Origin of the sequence: Streptomyces armeniacus (genome assembly GCF_003355155.1) — a bacterium.
Classification (GTDB): domain Bacteria; phylum Actinomycetota; class Actinomycetes; order Streptomycetales; family Streptomycetaceae; genus Streptomyces; species Streptomyces armeniacus.
In genome coordinates this window covers 6,492,948-6,511,546 of the sequence record NZ_CP031320.1, presented here as the reverse complement: position 1 = coordinate 6,511,546, position 18,599 = coordinate 6,492,948, and the positions used below count along the sequence as shown (strand labels likewise).

The 18,599-nt window shown below is 72.1% G+C and carries 19 protein-coding genes; 8 read left to right on the top strand and 11 right to left on the bottom strand.

Annotated features, from left to right (window positions below; all coding sequences use genetic code 11):
- Positions 1 to 43 precede the first annotated feature (43 nt).
- The 4 genes from DVA86_RS28360 to DVA86_RS28345 are packed head-to-tail and all read right to left on the bottom strand — an operon-like array spanning position 44 to position 2,088.
- Positions 44 to 841, bottom strand: coding sequence for an SAM-dependent methyltransferase (locus DVA86_RS28360; RefSeq protein ID WP_208882559.1), 798 nt, complete (start codon positions 839 to 841; stop codon positions 44 to 46).
- 22 nt (positions 842 to 863) lie between these two features.
- On the bottom strand, positions 864 to 1,055 hold the full coding sequence (locus tag DVA86_RS28355) for a DUF397 domain-containing protein (protein ID WP_208882557.1): 192 nt from the start codon (positions 1,053 to 1,055) through the stop codon (positions 864 to 866).
- A gap of 2 nt (positions 1,056 to 1,057) precedes the next feature.
- Complete coding sequence (locus DVA86_RS28350) at positions 1,058 to 1,270, bottom strand: DUF397 domain-containing protein (protein WP_208882555.1); 213 nt, start codon at positions 1,268 to 1,270, stop codon at positions 1,058 to 1,060.
- Positions 1,267 to 2,088, bottom strand: coding sequence for a helix-turn-helix domain-containing protein (locus DVA86_RS28345; RefSeq protein WP_245997293.1), 822 nt, complete (start codon positions 2,086 to 2,088; stop codon positions 1,267 to 1,269). The genes DVA86_RS28350 and DVA86_RS28345 overlap by 4 nt, the downstream gene beginning before the upstream one ends.
- A 127-nt stretch (positions 2,089 to 2,215) precedes the next feature.
- Between DVA86_RS28345 and DVA86_RS28340 the strand changes: the two genes are divergently transcribed.
- Together DVA86_RS28340 and DVA86_RS28335 are read left to right on the top strand one after the other, a co-directional pair.
- Positions 2,216 to 2,659: an ATP-binding protein gene (locus DVA86_RS28340; RefSeq protein ID WP_245997292.1), complete on the top strand. Its 444-nt coding sequence runs from the start codon at positions 2,216 to 2,218 to the stop codon at positions 2,657 to 2,659.
- Positions 2,660 to 2,718: 59 nt separating this feature from the next.
- Complete coding sequence (locus DVA86_RS28335; RefSeq protein WP_208882553.1) at positions 2,719 to 3,345, top strand: tetratricopeptide repeat protein; 627 nt, start codon at positions 2,719 to 2,721, stop codon at positions 3,343 to 3,345.
- 58 nt (positions 3,346 to 3,403) lie between these two features.
- Here the strand turns inward: DVA86_RS28335 and DVA86_RS28330 are convergent, their stop codons facing one another.
- The 5 genes from DVA86_RS28330 to DVA86_RS28310 form a co-directional block, all read right to left on the bottom strand.
- Positions 3,404 to 4,696, bottom strand: coding sequence for an ABC transporter substrate-binding protein (locus DVA86_RS28330; RefSeq protein ID WP_208885287.1), 1,293 nt, complete (start codon positions 4,694 to 4,696; stop codon positions 3,404 to 3,406).
- A gap of 53 nt (positions 4,697 to 4,749) precedes the next feature.
- On the bottom strand, positions 4,750 to 5,874 hold the full coding sequence (locus DVA86_RS28325) for a branched-chain amino acid ABC transporter permease (RefSeq protein WP_245997765.1): 1,125 nt from the start codon (positions 5,872 to 5,874) through the stop codon (positions 4,750 to 4,752).
- Between the two features lie 169 nt (positions 5,875 to 6,043).
- Positions 6,044 to 6,934 (bottom strand): branched-chain amino acid ABC transporter permease, encoded by an 891-nt coding sequence (locus tag DVA86_RS28320; protein WP_208882551.1) that lies wholly within the window; start codon positions 6,932 to 6,934, stop codon positions 6,044 to 6,046.
- Entirely contained in the window at positions 6,931 to 7,809 is an 879-nt protein-coding gene (locus DVA86_RS28315) for an ABC transporter ATP-binding protein (protein WP_208882549.1), read from the bottom strand. The genes DVA86_RS28320 and DVA86_RS28315 overlap by 4 nt, the downstream gene beginning before the upstream one ends.
- Positions 7,806 to 8,714, bottom strand: a complete 909-nt coding sequence (locus DVA86_RS28310) for an ABC transporter ATP-binding protein (protein WP_208882547.1) — start codon at positions 8,712 to 8,714, stop codon at positions 7,806 to 7,808. The genes DVA86_RS28315 and DVA86_RS28310 overlap by 4 nt, the downstream gene beginning before the upstream one ends.
- Before the next feature lie 119 nt (positions 8,715 to 8,833).
- Between DVA86_RS28310 and DVA86_RS28305 the strand changes: the two genes are divergently transcribed.
- The 5 genes from DVA86_RS28305 (at position 8,834) to DVA86_RS28285 (ending at position 14,894) form a co-directional block, all read left to right on the top strand.
- Positions 8,834 to 10,564 (top strand): ABC transporter ATP-binding protein, encoded by a 1,731-nt coding sequence (locus DVA86_RS28305; RefSeq protein ID WP_208882545.1) that lies wholly within the window; start codon positions 8,834 to 8,836, stop codon positions 10,562 to 10,564.
- Positions 10,561 to 11,673, top strand: a complete 1,113-nt coding sequence (locus DVA86_RS28300; protein ID WP_208882543.1) for an ABC transporter permease — start codon at positions 10,561 to 10,563, stop codon at positions 11,671 to 11,673. The genes DVA86_RS28305 and DVA86_RS28300 overlap by 4 nt, the downstream gene beginning before the upstream one ends.
- The gene (locus DVA86_RS28295) at positions 11,670 to 12,977 is read left to right on the top strand and encodes an ABC transporter permease (protein ID WP_208882541.1); all 1,308 of its coding nucleotides are present in this window, start codon (positions 11,670 to 11,672) and stop codon (positions 12,975 to 12,977) included. Before DVA86_RS28300 ends, DVA86_RS28295 begins: the two co-directional genes overlap by 4 nt.
- A complete protein-coding gene (locus DVA86_RS28290) occupies positions 12,974 to 13,459 on the top strand; it encodes a cytidine deaminase (protein ID WP_208882539.1) in 486 nt (161 codons plus the stop codon). The genes DVA86_RS28295 and DVA86_RS28290 overlap by 4 nt, the downstream gene beginning before the upstream one ends.
- Before the next feature lie 163 nt (positions 13,460 to 13,622).
- Positions 13,623 to 14,894, top strand: coding sequence for a thymidine phosphorylase (locus DVA86_RS28285; RefSeq protein ID WP_208882537.1), 1,272 nt, complete (start codon positions 13,623 to 13,625; stop codon positions 14,892 to 14,894).
- Positions 14,895 to 15,042: 148 nt separating this feature from the next.
- Here DVA86_RS28285 and DVA86_RS28280 read toward each other — a convergent pair whose 3' ends face one another.
- Complete coding sequence (locus DVA86_RS28280; protein WP_208882535.1) at positions 15,043 to 16,386, bottom strand: MFS transporter; 1,344 nt, start codon at positions 16,384 to 16,386, stop codon at positions 15,043 to 15,045.
- Positions 16,387 to 16,422: 36 nt separating this feature from the next.
- On the opposite strand from DVA86_RS28280, the gene DVA86_RS28275 reads away from it, so the two are divergent.
- On the top strand, positions 16,423 to 17,424 hold the full coding sequence (locus DVA86_RS28275; protein WP_222623378.1) for a LysR family transcriptional regulator: 1,002 nt from the start codon (positions 16,423 to 16,425) through the stop codon (positions 17,422 to 17,424).
- 346 nt (positions 17,425 to 17,770) lie between these two features.
- On the opposite strand, the gene DVA86_RS28270 is transcribed toward DVA86_RS28275, so the two are convergent.
- On the bottom strand, positions 17,771 to 18,547 hold the full coding sequence (locus DVA86_RS28270; RefSeq protein ID WP_208882531.1) for an alpha/beta hydrolase: 777 nt from the start codon (positions 18,545 to 18,547) through the stop codon (positions 17,771 to 17,773).
- Between the last annotated feature and the right edge of the window lie 52 nt (positions 18,548 to 18,599).

The following is an 18,599-nucleotide window of genomic DNA, read 5'->3' as shown; positions in this document are numbered from 1 at the left end:
CGCGGCAGTCTGTCGTTACGGCTTGCGCCCGACGGCGCGGGTGTTACGGCTTGCGCCCGACGGCGCCCCAGCCCGCGCGCTCGGTGGTACGGCCGGTCTTCTCGTCGGGCCGCCAGTTGGGCCACGACACCATTCCGGGCTCGACGAGGTCGAGCCCGTCGAAGAAAGCGATGGTCTGCTCCGGCTCGCGGAAGATGTACGGGATCGCGCCGGAGTTGTTGTACTCCTCCTGCACGGCCCGGTGCTCCTCGTCGGACGCCGTGGAGTGGCTGAGCGCCAGATAACTGCCCGACGGAAGCCGGTCCATCAGCCGGTGGACGAGCGACAGCGCGTCGTCCCAGTCCACGATGTGCCCCAGCACGTCGTTTATGACGACGCCGACGGGCCGCTCCATGTCGAGGGTCTTGGCGGCCCCCTCCAGAACGATGTCCGTGTCCCGCATATCCGCCTGCACGTAGTCGCTCGCGCCCTCGGGCGTACTGGTCAGCAGCACGTGCACGTGCAGCAGTACGAGCGGGTCGTGGTCGACGTACACCACGCGGCTGTCGGGCGCGATGCGCTGGGCGATCTGGTGCGTGTTGTCGGCCGTCGGCAGCCCGGCGCCGAGGTCGAGGAACTGCCGTACCCCGGCCTCCCCCGCCAGATACGTGACCGTGCGCCGCAGGAAGTCCCTGGACTCCTGCGCGAAGGTCGTGATCAGCGGGTACTTGCTGCTGTACGCGTCGCCCGCGGCGTGGTCGGCGGGGTAGTTGTCCTTGCCGCCCAGCCAGTAGTTCCACACGCGCGCGGAGTGCGCCACCGCGGTGTTGATCTCCGGCGGCAGGTGCGGTTCTTGGGTCATGCGCCGTTCCAATTCTCCGGGATCAACGTGCCGTCTGGCGGGCAGCGTAGCCGACGAACGCAGCCCAGGAGGCGGCGGGCAGCGCGAGCGCGCCTGCGCGCGGGTCTTTCGAGTCCCGCATGTGCACTACGCCGCAACCCGCCGCCACCTCGACGCAGTTGCCGCCCTCCGTACCGCTGTAGCTGCTCTTGACCCACGCCGTCCCGGCCCGCATGGCTACTCCCCGGCCTGCGCCGCCGCGTAGCCGACGAACGCCGCCCACGACGTGGCGGGGAGAGCCAGTGCTCCCGCCCCCCGGTCCTTCGAGTCCCGCATGTGCACGACCCCGCAACCGGCCGCCACCTCAACGCAGTTGCCGCCCTGGTCGCCGCTGTAGCTGCTCTTGAACCAGGCCAGTTCACGGGAACGCGTGGGCTGATCGGTGTTCATAGCTCTCCTGCCAGCTGCTCGACGAAGCGCACGGACTCTTCAGGGGTAAGAGCCTGCGCACGAAGCATTCCATACCGCTGCGTCAGTGCGCTCACCTCTTCTCGGTCAGAGATGACGAAGCTCCCGCTCTGCGCCTCGATGTACACCAGATTCTTCCGCTCAGGCGTCTCCAGAAGCACCATCGGCCCGTTGAGTCCACTGTGCGTCTGCCGGTTCAACGGCATGATCTGCACCGTCACATGGCGCATCCGCTGGCAGTCCAGCAGGCGCCGCAACTGCTCTTGCAGTACGGCAGCACCGCCGATCGGCCGACGCAGGACGGTCTCCTCGATCACGAATCCGAGCGTCGGGGTTGGCTTCCGTTCCAGGACGGCCTGGCGACTGAGTCGCGCGGTCACCCTCTGCTCCACTTGCTCGTCATCCAGCGTCGGGCAGTAGCCCGCGTGCACGGCCCGTGCGTAGGCCTCGGTCTGGAGCAGTCCAGGCAACACGTGATTCTCATACGAGTGCATGCTGACCGCGTCGGCCTCCAAGAGGGCGAAGTCCACGAACCAGGAGGGGAAGCGGGCCTCCAGCAGGAACGGGATGCCCGCGCGCAACACCCCGTTCGCGCCGAGCAGTTCGTCCGCCTGTTCCACGAACTCCTGCTGCGGCACGCGGCGCCCCTGCTCCACGCTTGCGACCGTGTAGCCGGAGTACCCGAGCCGGTCGCCGAGTTCGTCTCTCGACATGCCTGCCCGGCCCCGGAACAGCTTCATCTGGCTGCCGAAATACTTGAGCGTCCCGGAACCCGCGTCATCCTGTTGCTGCTGAGCCACCGCCACCACCCCGCCCCTGTCCCCGCCCGCGCGCCCGCGCGTACGCAGCACGTACAGCCGCGTACACGGACCCACGTGCACGCAGCGCCGATGCACATTCTACGGAGCGTGAGTGAGCGTGTGCGGCATGAAGTCCGAAATCCCTCTTCCCCTCTCTCCGAACGACGCCGCGTCCTGGATGCGGTTCACGTCCACTCCGCGCAGTGCGCGCCTCGCGCGGCGGCTGACCGCCGTACGGCTCGATCAGTGGGGCATCCCGTACGACTCCCCCGTCTCCGAGGCGGCCGTGCTGATCGTCGCGGAGCTGGCCGGAAATGCCGTCACGCACGGACACGTACGGGGCCGGAACTTCAGCCTCCGGCTGTTGTGCGGGCCCGGCCGTCTCCGTATCGAGGTGTCGGACACGCGTACGGAGGCGCGCGTTCCCCGTACGGCATCCGCGCCCCGTCCCGACGACGAGAACGGCCGTGGCCTCCTCCTTGTCGCCGCGCTCGCCACCCGTTGGGGCGTCGCCGAACGCGAGCCGCAGCCCGCACCCGGCAAGACCGTATGGGCCGAACTCGGCCACTGACGGCCGCAGTCGGGGCGGCGATGCAAATGAGGCGGTCGGACCGCCTAGCATCGTGCCCCATGGGTTCCGACGAGCAGGGCGAGCAGGGCGCACAGGTCGAGCAAGCCGAACAGGCCCTGAGGGCAGCCGCGGACACCGGCGACGCCGAGGCGATGTACGGGCTGGCGCGGCTGCTGATGGAGCGGCGCGAGACGTTCGACGAGGCCGAGGTGTGGTGCCGACTCGCGGCCGACCAGCAGCACGTCGAAGCCATGTACGGCTACGCGCAGATCCTGCACGCGCGCGGCGAACTGCCGGGCGCCGAGACGTGGTTCCGGCGGGCCGCCGAGCAGGGGCATGCCGAGGCGACGCACCACGTGCCGCTGCTGCTCCAGGAGCGCGGGGAACTCGCCGAGGCCGAGACGTGGTTCCAGCGGGCGGCCGAGGGCGGGGACCCCAGGGCGATGTACAACCTCGGGGTCCTCCTGCGCGACGGCGGGAAGGGCGACGCGTCCGAGTCGTGGTTCCGGCGGGCGGCGGACGCGGGGCACGTGGACGCGATGTTCAACCTGGGCGCGGCGCTGTTCGAACGCGGCGACCACGCCCTGGCCGAGAGCTGGCTCCAGCGCGCCGCCGACCACGGCGACGCGGACGCCGCCGCCAACCTGGCGGTCGTACGGCAGGCCCGGTCAGCCTCCGGCGGCTGACCGCCGTACGCGGGCACGGCCGTCAATACGCACGCACGGCGGTCAAGCGGAGCGCCCGTCACTCGCCGCCGTCCTCGACGAACTGCCGTGCCCCCGGCACCTCGTGCGCGTCCTCGACCAGGACGACGCCGCCGACGTGCTTGCTGCTCGGGCGCATGATGTAGTCCGCGTAGCTGGCGGGCCTGTTCTCGTCGGAAAAGTCCTGGGGGGTGCCGAGGCCGGTGTCGCCCGCGTTGCGGGAGCGGTGGGCGTCGACCACGCCCTGCCGGGTCAGGTCCTTGGCCTCGCAGGCCTGCTGGAGGTCCTGACCCATGAGGACGGCCGCGTTGTAGCCGGAGAGGACGCCGGAGTCGACGAGTTCCCCCGGGAACTTCTTCTCGTACGCGGCGACCATCTTCTTCACGGCGGGCAGCTTCGAGCTGACCGGGGGCGCGGCGCTGACGATGTACAGCATCTTCTCCAGGGCCTTCGCCGCAGGGGTCTTGAGCAGCTGCGGGGCGTAGCCGGGGGCGCTGCTGACGACGGGGACCTTCAGGCCCTGCGCGGCGGCGACGCCGACCAGCGAGGCGGTCTGGGTGGGGCCCGCGCTGATCAGGATGGCCTTGACCTTCGCGCTGCGCAACGCCGTGACCTGGGACGACATATCGGTGTCCGTGGCCTTGATCTTCTTCGGCACCACGGTCGCCCCGGCCTCGCGCGCGGCGTGCCGGGAGCCTTCGAGGGCGTTGCTGCCGTAGTCGCCCTCGAAGTAGACGTGGCCGATCTTGTCGCCCTTGCCGAGACCCTGCCTCCGCTTGAGGAAGTCCACGGCGCTCATCATGTCGATGTCGTACGTGGTGCCGAGCACCTGGACGGCCTCGTTGCCGAGCAGGGAGGCGGACCAGGCCTGCGGGAAGGTGAGGATCTTGTCGCGTTCGACCTCGTCGAGGAGGGCGGCGACCATGGGCGAGCCGATGACCTGGGGCACGGCGACGATGTCCGGGGAGAGCTGGGTGTAGGCGGAGACGGCCTTCTGTACGTCGTAGCCGTGGTCCTTGACGACGATCTCGACGTCGCGCCCGCAGACCCCGCCCGCCTTGTTGAACTCCTCCGCCCACATCTTCTGCGCCTGCACGATGCTCTTGCCGAGGGTGGCGTACGGGCCGCTGAGGTCGGTGAGCGCGCCCAGCTTCACGATCTTGTCGGTGACGCCGGGGCCGGTCTTGACGCCCTTGTCGTCCGTACTCCCGGAGGACTCCCCCGACTTGGTGCTGCAACCGCTGCCGAGGAGGGCGAGGACGGCCAGGGCGGCGACGGCCGCGGTCGTGCGTCTGGCGCGGGGGCCGGTGCGGCTCGTACGGGCGCGGGGCACCGTACGGGCGCGGGGGCCGGTGCGGCTCGTACGGCCGGTGCGGCGGGTGCGGTTCACGAGGTCTGCTCCTTGGGCTCGGTGGCGGGGACAGGGGCCCGGTCCCGGGCCGGGTCGGGCGCGGCGGCACGCCGTACGCGGGGAACGGCGGAGGCCGTACGGGGGCGGGGGCGGGCGCGGGCGCGCCCGTGGTGCCGCCGGAAGAGGCCGCTCAGCCCGCCGGGCGCGTAGAGGAGTACGAGGATGACCGCGGCGCCGTACAGGTAGCGCGCCGCGTCGGTGGGACCCACCGGGTGCCCGGCAGCGCCCGCGGGAGCGACGAGGGGCAACTGGTCGGCGTAGCGCGCCATCAGCAGCGGCAGCGCGGTGACGAAGACCGCTCCGGCGGTGGCGCCGGCCGCGGAGCCCAGCCCGCCGAGGACGATCATGACGAGGTAGTCGATGGACAGCGCGAGCCCGAAGTGGTCGGGCACGATGCCGCGGAACGCGAGCGCGAGCAGCACACCGGCCAGCCCCGCGTACATGGAGGACACCACGAACGCCGCCGAACGGTAGCGCGCCACCGGCACGCCCAGCACCGCCGCGGCCACCTCGCTGTCCCGTACGGCGGCCAGCGCGCGTCCCTGCCGTCCGTGCAGCAGGTTACGGGCGGTGAACAGGACGAGCGCGAGCAGGACCAGCCCCACGTACCAGAGGCGTTCCTCGGCCCCGAACGGGACGCCCAGCACGGTGAGTTCCGGGTCGGCGGAGGTGAAGGTGAAGCCGCCGATCTCGAGGGGCGGCACGGAACGGCCGTTGAAGCCGCCGGTGACGGACTCGGCGTTGACCATCACGTGGTGCCCGAGGAACACCAGCGCGAGGGTGGCCACCCCGAGGTAGACCCCGCGCAGGCGGCCCGCGATCGGGCTGAACAGCCCGCCGGCCGCGCCCGCCAGCAGCACCGCGAGGACCATCGCGAGCAGCGGCGGCAGGCCGGGGCCCGGTTCGCCCGCCAGCCACACGTAGCCGTACGCGCCGACGGCGAGGAAGAAGGCGTGGCCGAGGGAGAGCTGACCGGTGGTGCCGGTGAGGAGGTTGAGGCCGATGGCGCCGATGGCGGCAGCCATGGAGAAGAGGCCGACCTGCAGCCAGAAGGCGTCGAGGTAGAAGGGGAGGGCGCAGAGGAGGGCGATGCCTCCGATGGCTCCGGCGGTGCGGAGGGTGCGGTCGGAGACCCGTGGTGCCACGCCACCGGCCCGTTCGGCCCGTTCGGCTCCTGCGGCCCGTTCAGCCGGTTCAGCCCGTACGGCCCGCTCGCCCGCGGCGGTGTCGTCCGCGGTGGTCGCGGTGGTGTCGTCCGCGGTGGTGTCGTCAGACACGTACAGACTCCTTCGCACCCAGCAGCCCGTTCGGCCGCACCAGCAGGACCAGCACCATCACGGCGTACGGTGCGACATCGCCGAAGCCCCCGCCCAGCGCGCTCAGTTCGGACTCGTAGCCTGCGACCAGCGCCTCCGTGACCCCGATCAGCAGGCTGCCGAGCAGCGCGCCGAGCGGTGACGTCATCCCGCCGAGGATCGCCGCCGGGAATGCCTTCAGCGCGATCTGCCCGGTCGTACGCTCCAGCCCCGGCGACGGGAACGCCACCAGGAAGACGGCGGCGAGCGCGGCCAGCGCGCCCGCCAGACACCAGGCGAGGGTGCGTACGCGCGCCAGCCGCACGCCCATCAGCGCCGCCGCCTCCCGGTCCTCGGCCGCGGCCCGCAGGGACAGGCCCCAGGGGGTGAAGCGGAAGACGGCGAAGATCGCGCCGATGACCACCAGCGACACGAGGATCGAGGCGATACGGCTCTGCGCCACGGTGATCCCGCCGAACGTGGTCACCGCGTCGCCCCACGGATCGCCCAGCGGCAGCAGATCGCCGCCCACGCGCCGCATCAGGTCCGTCATCAGGAGGATGTCGACGCCGATGGTGAGGATCGTCAGGACGTGGGCGGCGTTCGGATCGAGACGGCGCAGCAGTACCCGGTCGACGGCGCCGGCCACGAGGGCGGTCGCGAGGACGGCGAGCGCGAGGGCGGCGGCGAAGCCGACGCGTTCGTGGAGGACGGCGATGAGGTAGCCGCCGAGGAGGAGCAGCGAGCCGTGGGCGAAGTTCATGACCCCGGACGCCTTGAAGATGATCACGAAGCCGAGTGCCACCAGGGCGTAGACCGAGCCGAGGGCGAGGCCGTTCAGGACGATGCCGATCGCCGTGTTCATACGGAACGCTCCGATCCGCCGGGGGACTCCAGGTCCTCGGCCTCGCCCGACGTGTCCTCCACCGCGCCCGAGGACCCCAGATACGCGCGGCGGACCTCGGGGTCCTGCCGGACCTCGTACGGGGTGCCGCCAGCGATCCGGCGGCCGAAGTCCAGGACGGTCACCTCGTCGGCGAGCCTCATGACCAGGCCCATGTCGTGCTCCACCAGCAGGACGGACAGCCCGAGCCGTTCGCGCAGGGAGCGGACGGTGGCGGCCGTACGGGCGCGCTCGGCCGCGTTCATGCCCGCGACCGGCTCGTCCAGCAGCAGGAGCCGCGGCTCCAGGCAAAGCGCCCGCGCCAGCTCCACGCGCTTCCGGTCGCCGTACGACAGCAGCTCGACGGGGGTGTCGAACAGCCCGTCGAGGGCGGTGAGTTCGGCGATCTCCCGTACGCGTTCCAGCTGGGCGTGCTGCTCCCGTACGGCATGCGGCAGACGCAGCGCGGTCGCGGCGAAGCCCGCGCGGGACAGGCCGTGCCTGCCGAGCATCAGGTTGTCGGCGACGGTGCCCCTGGTCATCACGATGTTCTGGAAGGTGCGGGCGACGCCGAGTGCGGCGATGCGGTGCGGCGCCAGCCGGGTCAGTTCGGCGTCCCCGAAGCGCACGGTGCCGCGGGCGGGGCGGCACACGCCGGACAGCACGTTGAAGCAGGTGGACTTGCCGGCGCCGTTGGGGCCGATGAGCGCGTGGATGCTGCCGGGCGCGACGGTGAAACCGACGCCGTCCAGGGCCACCAGGCCGGCGAAGCGGACGGTGACGTCCGCGACGTGCAGGGCGGAAGTCGTACCCGTGGTGGCGGCGGCGGGGGCGGTGGAGGCCGTGCGGGCGGTCATCCGACCAGCCCGTTCGGGTGGTGGTGCGGGGCGTGTGGTGTGTGCGGGGCGTGTGCGGTGGCGGGTTCGGCCTCATCGCCGTCCCCGCTGTCCTCGCCGTCCTCGCCCTCCCCGCTGTCCCCCAGGTACAGGCGGCTCACCTCGTCGGTGCGGGCCAGTTCGGCGGCGGGGCCGTGCAGCCGTACCTCTCCGATGTCCAGCACGTAGGCGTGGTCGGCCAGTTCGAGCGCCATGGCGGCGTTCTGCTCCACGAGGAGTACGGACGTCCCCTGCGCGTTGATCTCCCGTACGACTCCCGCGATCCGTTCGACCATCATCGGCGCGAGGCCCAGCGACGGCTCGTCCAGCAGGAGCAGCCGCGGCGCGCCCATCAGCGCCCGGCCGATGGCCAGCATCTGCTGCTCGCCGCCGGACAGCAGACCGGCGCGCTGCCCGGAACGTTCGGCGAGCATCGGGAACAGGCCGTGCACGCGCTCGCGCGCCGCCCGGATTCCGGCGGTGCCGCGGTCGCGCCGGCCCAGGCTGCCCGCCCGCAGGTTCTCCGCCACGGTCATCCCGGCGAACACCCGCCGCCCCTCCGGCACCTGGACGATCCCGGCGCGCAGCGCGGCGACCGGGTCGGTGCCGTTCAGGGCGCGGCCGTCGTAACGCGCCGTGCCGCCCGTGATCGCGCCGTGGTGCAGCCGCAGGGTGCCGGACAGGGCGCGCAGGAGGGTGCTCTTGCCCGCGCCGTTCGCGCCGAGCAGGGCGACGACGCTGCCCGCGGCGACGGTCAGCCCGACGCCGCGCAGGGCCCGTACGGCGCGGCCGTACGTCACCTCCAGCCGCTCGATCCGCAGCGCGCCGGGCTGTTCGGGCTCCTCCGGCGCCTCGGCGGGCCGGCTGGCAGGGGGACTTCCGGGCATACAGGCTCCTCGGCTCCGCGCGGCGGGGTGTGCGGGGGGATGGGTCTGGCTACCAGTAGTCTGCACCCACGCTCTCGGCGGACGCGTCAGTTGGTTATAAGGGACAGCGCTCCTCGGGGATGAAGGAGCGGGTCGGCCGGTCCCAGGCCGACCCGCTCCTTCATCCCCGAGGAGAGTGCGTCATCACTTCCAGCAGCAGCCCGCCGACAGGCGGTTCGCCGGCAGCCGGCGCCGCCGGCGCCGCAGGGGCCGGCGGCGGCAGCGCGGCGGCCGTCGAACTCCACGGCATCACCAAACGGTTCCCGGGCGTCGTCGCCAACCACGACATCGACATCACCGTGCGGCGCGGCACCGTGCACGCGCTCGTCGGTGAGAACGGCGCCGGCAAGTCGACCCTCATGAAGATCCTCTACGGCATGCAGCAGCCGGACGAGGGCACCATCGTGCTGGACGGCGACAAGGTGGCGTTCGGCAGTCCCGCCGACGCCATCGCCCGCGGCATCGGCATGGTGCACCAGCACTTCATGCTCGCCGACAACCTCACGGTGCAGGAGAACGTCGTCCTCGGCGCCGAGAAGCTGTACGGCATCGGCGGCGGCGCCCGTAAGAAGATCAAGGAGCTGTCCGACGCGTACGGCCTGGCCGTACGCCCGGAGGTGCTCGTCGAGGACCTCGGCGTCGCCGACCGGCAGCGCGTCGAGATCCTCAAGGTCCTCTACCGCGGCGCCCGTACGCTCATCCTCGACGAGCCCACCGCCGTGCTCGTGCCGCAGGAGGTCGAGGCGCTCTTCGACAACCTCCGCGAGCTCAAGGCGGAGGGGCTGACCGTCATCTTCATCTCGCACAAGCTGGGCGAGGTGCTGTCCGTCGCCGACGACATCACCGTCATACGGCGCGGTACGACCGTCGCGTCCGTGCACCCCTCCGAGACCACGCCGAAGCAGCTCGCGGAGCTCATGGTGGGCAGCGAGCTGCCCTCGCCCGAGACCCGCGAGTCGACGGTCACGGACACCCCGATGCTCACCGTCGACGGCCTGCACCTGTCCGCCACCGACACCGACGGCGCCGTACGCACGGTGCTGGACGGCATCTCGCTGGTGATCCGCAAGGGCGAGGTGCTGGGCGTCGCGGGCGTCGAGGGCAACGGCCAGGCGGAGCTGGTCGAGGCCGTGATGGGCATGCGGGACCCGGACCGCGGCACCGTCACGCTGGACGGCGAGGACATCTCGCACCGCAGCACCCGCAGGCGCCGCGAGGACGGCATCGGCTACATCCCGGAGGACCGGCACCGGCACGGGCTGCTGCTGGAGGCCCCCCTGTGGGAGAACCGGATGCTCGGCCACGTCACCGAGACCCCGAACAGCCGCGGCCAGGTCCTGGACCTCAAGGCGGCCCGTACGGACACCGAGCGGATCGTCGCTGACTACGACGTCCGTACGCCCGGCATCGAGGTCACCGCGGCCAGCCTGTCCGGCGGCAACCAGCAGAAGCTGATCGTCGGCCGCGAGATGAGCCACCACCCGAAGCTGCTGATCGCCGCGCACCCCACCCGGGGCGTCGACGTCGGCGCGCAGGCGCAGATCTGGGACCAGATCCGCGAGGCGCGCCGCGAAGGGCTGGCGGTGCTGCTGATCTCCGCGGACCTGGACGAGCTGATCGGCCTGTCGGACACCCTGCGGGTGATGTACCGCGGCCGGCTGGTCGCGGACGCGGATCCCGCCACCATCACCCCGGAGGAGTTGGGTTCCGCGATGACCGGCGCCGCCAGCGGCCACCTCGAACACCACGAGGACGGCGAGCACCAGGAGGACGGCGAACGCGGCGAGGGCGGGGGAGGGGACCGGCAGTGAAGTTCGACAGGAACAGGCTGATCCTCGCCGCCGCGGCGCCGCTGCTGGCCGTCGTCACCGCGCTCGTCATCACCTCGCTGATCATCGCGGCCACGGGCGAGGACCCGTTCCGCGCCTACCAGGTGATGATCGAGTTCGGGTCCAAGAGCGACAGCCAGGTCTGGATCATCAACAAGGCCGTCCCGTACTACCTTTCGGCGCTGGCCGTGGCCATCGGCTTCCGGATGAACCTCTTCAACATCGGGGTCGACGGGCAGTACCGCATCGCCGCGTTCTTCGCCGCCGTCGTCGGCGGGGCGCTCACGCTGCCCGGCTTCCTCCAGATCCCGGTGATCATCATCGTCGCGATGGCGGTCGGCGCGATCTGGTCCGGCATCGCCGGCGTGCTGAAGACCACCCGCGGGGTCAGCGAGGTCATCACCACGATCATGCTGAACTTCACCGCGGGCTCCCTCATCGGGTACTTCCTGCAGGAAGGCCGGCTCGCGGAGAAGGACGGCAACCTCTTCCACACCCCGAACATCCCGGAGTCCAGCCACTTCTTCACGTTCCCGACCAACCCGGACCCGGTCGGCGGCTTCATCGTCGTCGCCGTGCTCGTCGGCGCCGTCTACTGGTTCGTGATCAACCGCACCCGCTTCGGCTTCGACCTGCGCGCCGTCGGCCGGTCCGAGTCCGCGGCGGAGGCGAGCGGCGTCAGCGTCAAGCGCATGGTGCTCACCTCGATGGTGCTGTCCGGCGCGGCCGCCGGGCTGGTCGGCATGCCGACGCTGCTGGGCGAGTCGTACAACTACGGCAACGACTTCCCCACCGGCATCGGCTTCACCGGCATTGCGCTCGCGCTGCTCGGCCGCAACCACGCCCTCGGCATGGCCTTCGCCGCGCTCCTCTGGGGCTTCCTGGACCGGACCGGCAGCCAGCTCGAACTGGAGGGCTACGCCCAGGAGATCATCGAGGTGATGAAGGGCGTCATCGTGCTGTGCGTCGTCATCGCCTACGAACTCGTACGGCGCTACGGCCTCCGCCTGCAGCAGCGCAGGGTCGGCGAGGAACTCGCCGCGCAGGCACGGGACAACGGCACGAACGACAAGGCGGGGGTGTCCGCATGAGCACGAACATCACTGCCAGGATCCAGAGTTCGCTGAGCAGCGCAGGCAAGGACAAGCCCGGCACCGGCGGTTCCGGGCGGCGGAAGCTCTCGTACCCGATGGTGCTGCTGATCATCGCCGGCGGGCTGGTCTTCCTGTCCGCGCTGCGCGCCATCACCGACGTCAACGACCTGACCAGCTTCGGGCAGTACAGCGCCGCGCTGGGCTGGGCCGTGCCCATCGGGCTGGCCGGCCTGGGCGGCCTCTGGTCCGAACGCGCGGGCATCATCAACATCGGCCTCGAAGGCATGATGATGCTCGGCACCTTCGCCGCCGGCTGGATCGGCTGGCAGTACGGGCCGTGGGCCGCGGTCGGCGCGGGCATCCTCGGCGGCGCGCTCGGCGGGCTCGTCCACGCCATCGCGACCGTCACCTTCGGTGTGGACCACATCGTGTCCGGTGTCGCCGTCAACATCCTGGCGCTGGGCATGGTCCAGTTCCTCGCCAAGCTGTGGTTCGGCGCGCCGGGCAGCGAGGCCGCGTCGCAGGGCGGCAACGACAAGCAGTCGCCGCCGATCGACGATCTGCCGACGTTCACGGTGCCCGGACTGGCCGACTGGCTGGCGTCCATCGAGAAACACGAGTGGTTCCTGATCTCGGACACCGCGGGCATCCTGCGCGCCGGGTGCGACAACGTGTCGTGGGTGACGCTGCTGGCCGTGCTGCTGTTCGTCGGCACGTTCTTCGTGCTGTGGCGCTCGCCGTTCGGGCTGCGGCTGCGGTCCTGCGGGGAAAGCCCGGTCGCCGCCGAGTCGCTGGGCGTCAACGTCTACAAGTACAAGTACGCCGCCGTCATCACCTCCGGCGCACTCGCCGGGCTCGGCGGCGCGTTCCTCGCGGTGTACGTGCACCACTACCAGGAGAACCAGACCGGCGGCCGCGGCTACGTCGGCCTCGCCACCATGATCTTCGGCAACTGGCGGCCGGGCGGAGTCGCCATGGGCGCGGGCCTGTTCGGCTTCATGGACGGCTCGCAGCTGCGCGGCGGCGGCCCGACCATCCACGCGCTGCTGCTCGTTGCGGCGCTGCTGCTGGCCGGGTACGCGGTGTGGAAGTACCGGCGCGGGGCCCGTACGGCGGCCGCGGTCGCCATGGTTGTCGCGGTGCTGACCGCGGCCTGGTACGCCCTCACCGACACCGTGCCGCTCGAACTGGTCGAGGCCAGCCCGTACATCACCACCCTGCTCGTGCTGTCCCTCGCCGCACAGCGGCTACGCGTGCCGAAAACCATCGGCAAGCCGTACCGCAGAGGCCAGGGCGCATGACGCCCGCGCACACGAGCGAACCCGCGGGCGGCCCGGAGGTCGACTGGGCCCGCCTGCGGGACCGGGCCCGGGACATGATGTCCCGGGCCTACGCCCCCTACTCCGGCTTCCCCGTCGGCGCGGCGGCCCTCGTCGACGACGGCCGTACGGTCGCGGGCTGCAACGTGGAGAACGCGGCGTACGGCGTCGCGCTCTGCGCCGAGTGCGGTCTCGTGTCCGCGCTGCACGCCACCGGCGGCGGCCGGCTCACGGCGTTCACCTGCTGCGACCGGCACGGCGAACGCCTCATGCCGTGCGGCCGCTGCCGCCAGCTGCTGTGGGAGCACGGCGGTCCGGGCATGCTGGTCGACACGGCGGGCGGCGTACGGACGCTGGCCGAGCTGCTGCCGTACGCGTTCGGCGCGGCGGACCTCGCGGAGGAGCGCGGGGACCGCGAGGGCCTCGACCTCGAGGACCGTGACGGTGAGGACCGCGACGGCTGAGCGCCGGGCCTTCCGGCCCGTGCGTGCGTCCGGCGCGTACGCCCTCGTCCGGCGCGTACGTCTCCCACCGGCGCGTACGTCTCCCACCGCGCGTACGCGCCGCCCGGGCCGCGCGCCTGACCGCGCCGCCCCTGCCCCCTCCGTACCGAAGGAGCCGAGTCCCATGGACGCGATTTCCGTCATCCGCGCCAAGCGCGACGGCCACCCGCTCAGCGACGGCCAGATCGACTGGGTCGTCGACGCGTACACGCGCGGCGACGTCGCCGACGAGCAGATGTCCGCCCTCGCGATGGCCATCCTGCTGAACGGCATGTCCCGCGCCGAGATCGCCCGTTGGACGGCGGCCATGATCGCCTCGGGCGAGCGCATGGACTTCTCCCCGCTGTCCCGGCCCACCGCCGACAAGCACTCCACGGGCGGCGTCGGCGACAAGATCACGCTGCCGCTCGCCCCGCTGGTCGCCGCCTGCGGCGCCGCCGTACCCCAGCTGTCGGGCCGCGGCCTCGGGCACACCGGCGGCACACTCGACAAGCTGGAGTCCATCGCCGGCTGGCGGGCCTCGCTCAGCACCCCGGAGATGCTGGGCATCCTGGAGTCCGGCGGCGCCGTCATCTGCGCGGCGGGCGAGAGCCTGGCTCCGGCGGACAAGAAGCTGTACGCGCTGCGCGACGTCACCGGGACCGTCGAGTCCATCCCGCTGATCGCCAGCTCCATCATGAGCAAGAAGATCGCCGAGGGCACCGGCTCCCTGGTGCTCGACGTGAAGGTCGGCTCCGGCGCGTTCATGAAGAACCTGGAGGACGCCCGCGAACTCGCCGCCACCATGGTCGGCCTCGGCACCGACCACGGTGTACGTACTGTCGCGCTGCTCACCGACATGTCCACGCCGCTCGGCCTGACCGCGGGCAATGCCCTGGAGGTGCGTGAGTCCCTGCACGTCCTCGCGGGCGGCGGCCCCAAGGACGTCGTCGACCTCACCCTGGCCCTGGCTCGCGAGATGCTCGACGCCGCGGGCCTGCCCGACGCCGACCCGGCGAAGGCCCTCGCGGACGGTTCCGCGATGGACCACTGGCGCCGCATGATCAGCGCCCAGGGCGGCGACCCCGACGCGCCCCTGCCGCTCGCCCGCGAGCAGCACATGATCCCGGCCCCGGCATCGGGCACCCTCACCCGCCTCGACGCGTATGCCGTCGGCGTCGCCGCCTGGCGGCTGGGCGCGGGCCGCGCCCGCAAGGAGGATCCCGTGCAGGCGGGCGCGGGCATCGAACTCCACGCCAAGCCGGGCGAGGAGATCACGGAGGGCCAGCCGCTGCTGACCCTGCACACGGACACACCGGAGAGGTTCGACTACGCCCTGGCGGCCCTCACCGACGCGTACGACATCGGCGCCCTGACGACGGCCCCGCCGCCGGTGATCCTGGACCGCATCGCCTGAATCCAGCCCGTCCGGCGTTCGAGGACGGCCGCGAGTGCCACAATCCAGCCCGTCCGGCGTTCGAGGACGGCCCTCGGCCACGGACGGCGTGCCGGTGGCCATGTCGGTGTGTGGCCATCCACCGTCCGGTGGCCGCTTCGGCCCGTCCTCAATCGCCGGACGGACTGGGGCTGCCAGAGAGGCTGGCGTCGCGGGCCGCGCGCCGCGTCGCGTAGAGCGTCACGCACGCCGCCAGCCCCAGCGCGCCGAGCGCGAAGACCGCCGTCGCGCCCCAGCCCGCCGTACGGTACGCGAGCGCGCCGACCGCGCCCCCCAGCGAGCTGCCCAGGTAGTACGACATCTGGTAGAGCGCCGCCGCCTGCGCGCGCCCCGTCGTGGCCGTACGGCTCACCGCGCCGGAGGCGACCACGTGGCCGGCGAAGAAGCCCGCCGTGATCAGCACCAGGCCGGCGATCACCGCGGCGAGGCTGGCGGCCAGGGACAGCAGCAGGCCCGTGGTCGCCGTCCCGATCGCCAGGTACAGCGCGCCGCGCCGCCCCAGCCGCGCGGTCAGCCGGCCGGCCGCGGCGGAGGAGGCCGTGCCCACGAGGTAGATCACGAAGACCGAACCGGCCAGCCCCTGGGAGAGCCCGAACGAGTCGCCGACCAGCCGGTAGCCGATCACCGTGTAGACCGCCCCGAAGACGGTCATGAAGAGCAGCCCGATCGCGTACAGGCGCAGCAGCAGCGAGTTCGCGAGGTGCCCCCGTACGGTGCGGGCGAGCGCCCGCGGGTTCGCCGCCTGCGGTGTGAAGTGCCGCGCGCGGGGCGCGAGTACGCAGAAGGCCACCGCGCACAGCAGCGATGTCATGCCCACCGCCGCGAGCGCCGCACGCCAGCCCCACGCCTGGGTCACCCAGCCGGTGAGGATGCGCCCGGACATGCCGCCGATGCTGTTGCCCGCCACGAACAGGCCGACCGCGCCGACCAGCGCCTTCGCCCGTACCTCCTCCGAGAGGAACGCCATCGCGGACGCCGGGATGCCCGCGATCGCCGCGCCCTGTGCCACCCGCAGGGCGATCAGCCAGCCCAGCGACGGCGCGAACGGGAGCAGCAGCGCGAGCGCCACCGCCACCGTCAGCGAGACGGCCATCATGCGGCGGCGCCCGAAGCGTTCGGAGAGCGCGCTGAGCGGCAGAACGGCCACCGCCAGGCCGATCGTGGCGCCGGAGACCGTCCAGCTCGCCTGGTCGGCGGTGACGCCGAGGTCGGCGGAGATGGTGGGCAGCAGGGCCTGGGTGGCGTAGAGCAGCCCGAAGGCCGCGAGTCCGGCGGCGAAGAGTGCCAGGCTCATCCGGCGGTAACCGGCCTGGCCGGGCCGCAGCTTGGTCGACTCGGTGTCGCCGGGCCCGATGCCGTCGGCGGTCTCGGCCTTGTGACTCGTCTCGGCGTCGGCAGGTACGGCGCCCACTGGTCCGGTGGACGTGGACGCCTTGGTATCAGCGGAAGGCATGCCCACGACCGTACGAGCGTCCGCCTCATGCGTCCAATGCGGAAAAGTGCCAGAATCGTTCCGCTGACGCATCACGCCAGCGCACCGCTGTCCCTGTCACCGCACCGCAACGAGAATGACAGTCACGTGACATCCGACTGGGGCACCGCCCTCACCCCGCGCCTCGCCCACTTCGTGGCCGTCGCCCGGCACGAGCACGTCACGCGTGCCGCGCACGAACTCGGCGTGCCGCAGTCCACCCTGAGCCGCGCCGTGACCCGACTCGAGGACGACCTCGGCGTCGCCCTCTTCGCGCGCCGCGGCCGTACGGTCTCCCTCACCCCGGCCGGCCGTACGTTCCTCGCCTCCGCGGAACGCGCGCTCGCGGCCGTCGAACAGGCCGCCGAGTCCGTACGCGCCGACGCCGACCCCGCCACGGGCAAGGTCGCCTTCGGCTTCCTGCACACCCTCGGCTGGGAGACCGTGCCCGGCCTCATCCGGGCCTTCCGCGCCGAACACCCGCGCGTCCGCTTCGCGTTGGTGCAGACGTATGGCGACGCGATGCTCGAACGCCTGCGTACCGGCGAACTCGACCTCTGCCTCACCTCGCCCGTACCGGACCCCGACGACCCGGACCTGGTCGCCCGCCGCCTGGACGAACAACGGCTGAGCCTGGTCGTACCGGACGACCACCCGCTGGCCGCCCGCAAACGCATCCGCCTCGCGGAGGCCGCCGACGAGCCCTTCGTCAGCCTGGAACGGGGCTACGGCATGCGGCGCATCCTCGAATCCATGTGCGCGGAGGCCGGGTTCCGGCCGCGTATCGCGTTCGAGGGGGAGGAGGCGGAGACGATCCGCGGACTGGTCGCGGCGGGCCTCGGCGTCGCGCTCCTGCCGCCGCCGGCAATGCCGCGGCCGGGCGTCCGTGAACTGACGGTCACGGCGCCGCGTGCCGTTCGCGAGATCGGCCTCGCGTGGGCGCGGGGGCATCCGGACACGGCGCCGGTGGCGTCCTTCAAACGCTTCGTGCTGGGCCGCCGGGGCCACCTTCTGAAGTAACCGCGCCCCACCCGCCACCCACCCGAGCCGGGCCCCTGTGCGCAGCCCCGCCGGGCCCTTGGGGCGGTCCTCCAGGCCCACCATCCCTGTCCCGCCGGGCGGTTGGGGACGGTCTGTGTGTGCCACGTACCCAGCCCGTCCGGTGTTTGAGGACGGCCCTCGGCCCAGGCGGTGCGGTGGTCGCTGGTGGGCGTTCACGGTGTCGTACGCGGGTGCGGTCCGGGGCGGGCCGGGGTCCGTCCTCAACCGCCGGACGGGCTTGATTGTGCGGGTACGTGCCTGAGTGCCGGACGGGCTGGTTGCGCGCGCAGCGCGCGGGCGATGGGGGGCGCCGCGCGCCCCCCCATCAGCGGGGCAGCGTGCGGCCGAAGCCCGCCGCCAACGGCATGCGCAGACCCAGCGGCGGCGGTGCCGCCAGCGCGTCCGCCAGGGGGCGGGCGAAGTCGCGGCCGCACAGCGTGCCGAGGACGAAATCCTCGGCGAGGGCCGCGACTTCCGCGCGGTGCTGGTGCAGGCCGTGCCCGTCGGAGTGCACCTCGAAGCGGCAGACGTCCGCGTTGATCTTCTTGGCGCGCTCCGCCAGCCGGTACGAGAGCTCCGGGTCGCTGCGTCCGTCGTTCGTGCCGTGGACCAGCAGCACCCGGCGGCCCGCCAGTTGGGCCACGGGTTCGTCCTCGATCGCGCGCGGCTCGTCGGCGGGGTCGGGCAGCCAGGGTGCGATGGCGAGCACCGAGTTGACGGCGGGGTGTCCGCCGGCGCGCAGGGCGGCGCGGGCGCCGACGTCTGTGCCTATGAGGCAGACGGACACGTCGCCGTAGCGCCGTACGACCTCCTCCAGGGCCCATTCGGTGTCCGTGACCGGGTGCGCGGCGGTGCCGTTCCAGCCGCGGTAGCGGTAGTGGAGGAGGTGTGTCACGAGTGACTCGTCCTGACCGGCGCGCGCCAGTCTTCGGGCCAGCGGCAGGGCCGCCGCGACGGACCTCGCGGACCGGCGGCGTACGCTCCGCGCTTCGCCGCCGGGCAGCAGCAGTACGACCCCGTGGACCGACTGGCGTTCACCCATCGGTCGCCCCAACTTGGCTTCCCGGTCCGGCACTCGGTCCGGCGTCGCTTGCTGAGCCATGCCAGAACGATGACAGAAGGTGAGGTGTACGGGCCGTGCCCGGGGATCACCA

Bases quoted from the DNA above. Each gene is read 5' to 3' on its own strand.
- DVA86_RS28315 (WP_208882549.1), bottom strand. From the start codon at position 7,809: ATGACCGCCCGCACGGCCTCCACCGCCCCCGCCGCCGCCACCACGGGT.
- DVA86_RS28340 (WP_245997292.1), top strand. From the start codon at position 2,216: ATGAAGTCCGAAATCCCTCTTCCCCTCTCTCCGAACGACGCCGCGTCC.
- DVA86_RS28360 (WP_208882559.1), bottom strand. From the start codon at position 841: ATGACCCAAGAACCGCACCTGCCGCCGGAGATCAACACCGCGGTGGCG.
- DVA86_RS28335 (WP_208882553.1), top strand. From the start codon at position 2,719: ATGGGTTCCGACGAGCAGGGCGAGCAGGGCGCACAGGTCGAGCAAGCC.
- DVA86_RS28350 (WP_208882555.1), bottom strand. From the start codon at position 1,270: ATGAACACCGATCAGCCCACGCGTTCCCGTGAACTGGCCTGGTTCAAG.
- DVA86_RS28285 (WP_208882537.1), top strand. From the start codon at position 13,623: ATGGACGCGATTTCCGTCATCCGCGCCAAGCGCGACGGCCACCCGCTC.
- DVA86_RS28280 (WP_208882535.1), bottom strand. From the start codon at position 16,386: ATGCCTTCCGCTGATACCAAGGCGTCCACGTCCACCGGACCAGTGGGC.
- DVA86_RS28355 (WP_208882557.1), bottom strand. From the start codon at position 1,055: ATGCGGGCCGGGACGGCGTGGGTCAAGAGCAGCTACAGCGGTACGGAG.
- DVA86_RS28295 (WP_208882541.1), top strand. From the start codon at position 11,670: ATGAGCACGAACATCACTGCCAGGATCCAGAGTTCGCTGAGCAGCGCA.
- DVA86_RS28270 (WP_208882531.1), bottom strand. From the start codon at position 18,547: ATGGCTCAGCAAGCGACGCCGGACCGAGTGCCGGACCGGGAAGCCAAG.
- DVA86_RS28310 (WP_208882547.1), bottom strand. From the start codon at position 8,714: ATGCCCGGAAGTCCCCCTGCCAGCCGGCCCGCCGAGGCGCCGGAGGAG.
- DVA86_RS28305 (WP_208882545.1), top strand. From the start codon at position 8,834: ATGAAGGAGCGGGTCGGCCGGTCCCAGGCCGACCCGCTCCTTCATCCC.
- DVA86_RS28275 (WP_222623378.1), top strand. From the start codon at position 16,423: ATGCGGAAAAGTGCCAGAATCGTTCCGCTGACGCATCACGCCAGCGCA.
- DVA86_RS28320 (WP_208882551.1), bottom strand. From the start codon at position 6,934: ATGAACACGGCGATCGGCATCGTCCTGAACGGCCTCGCCCTCGGCTCG.
- DVA86_RS28290 (WP_208882539.1), top strand. From the start codon at position 12,974: ATGACGCCCGCGCACACGAGCGAACCCGCGGGCGGCCCGGAGGTCGAC.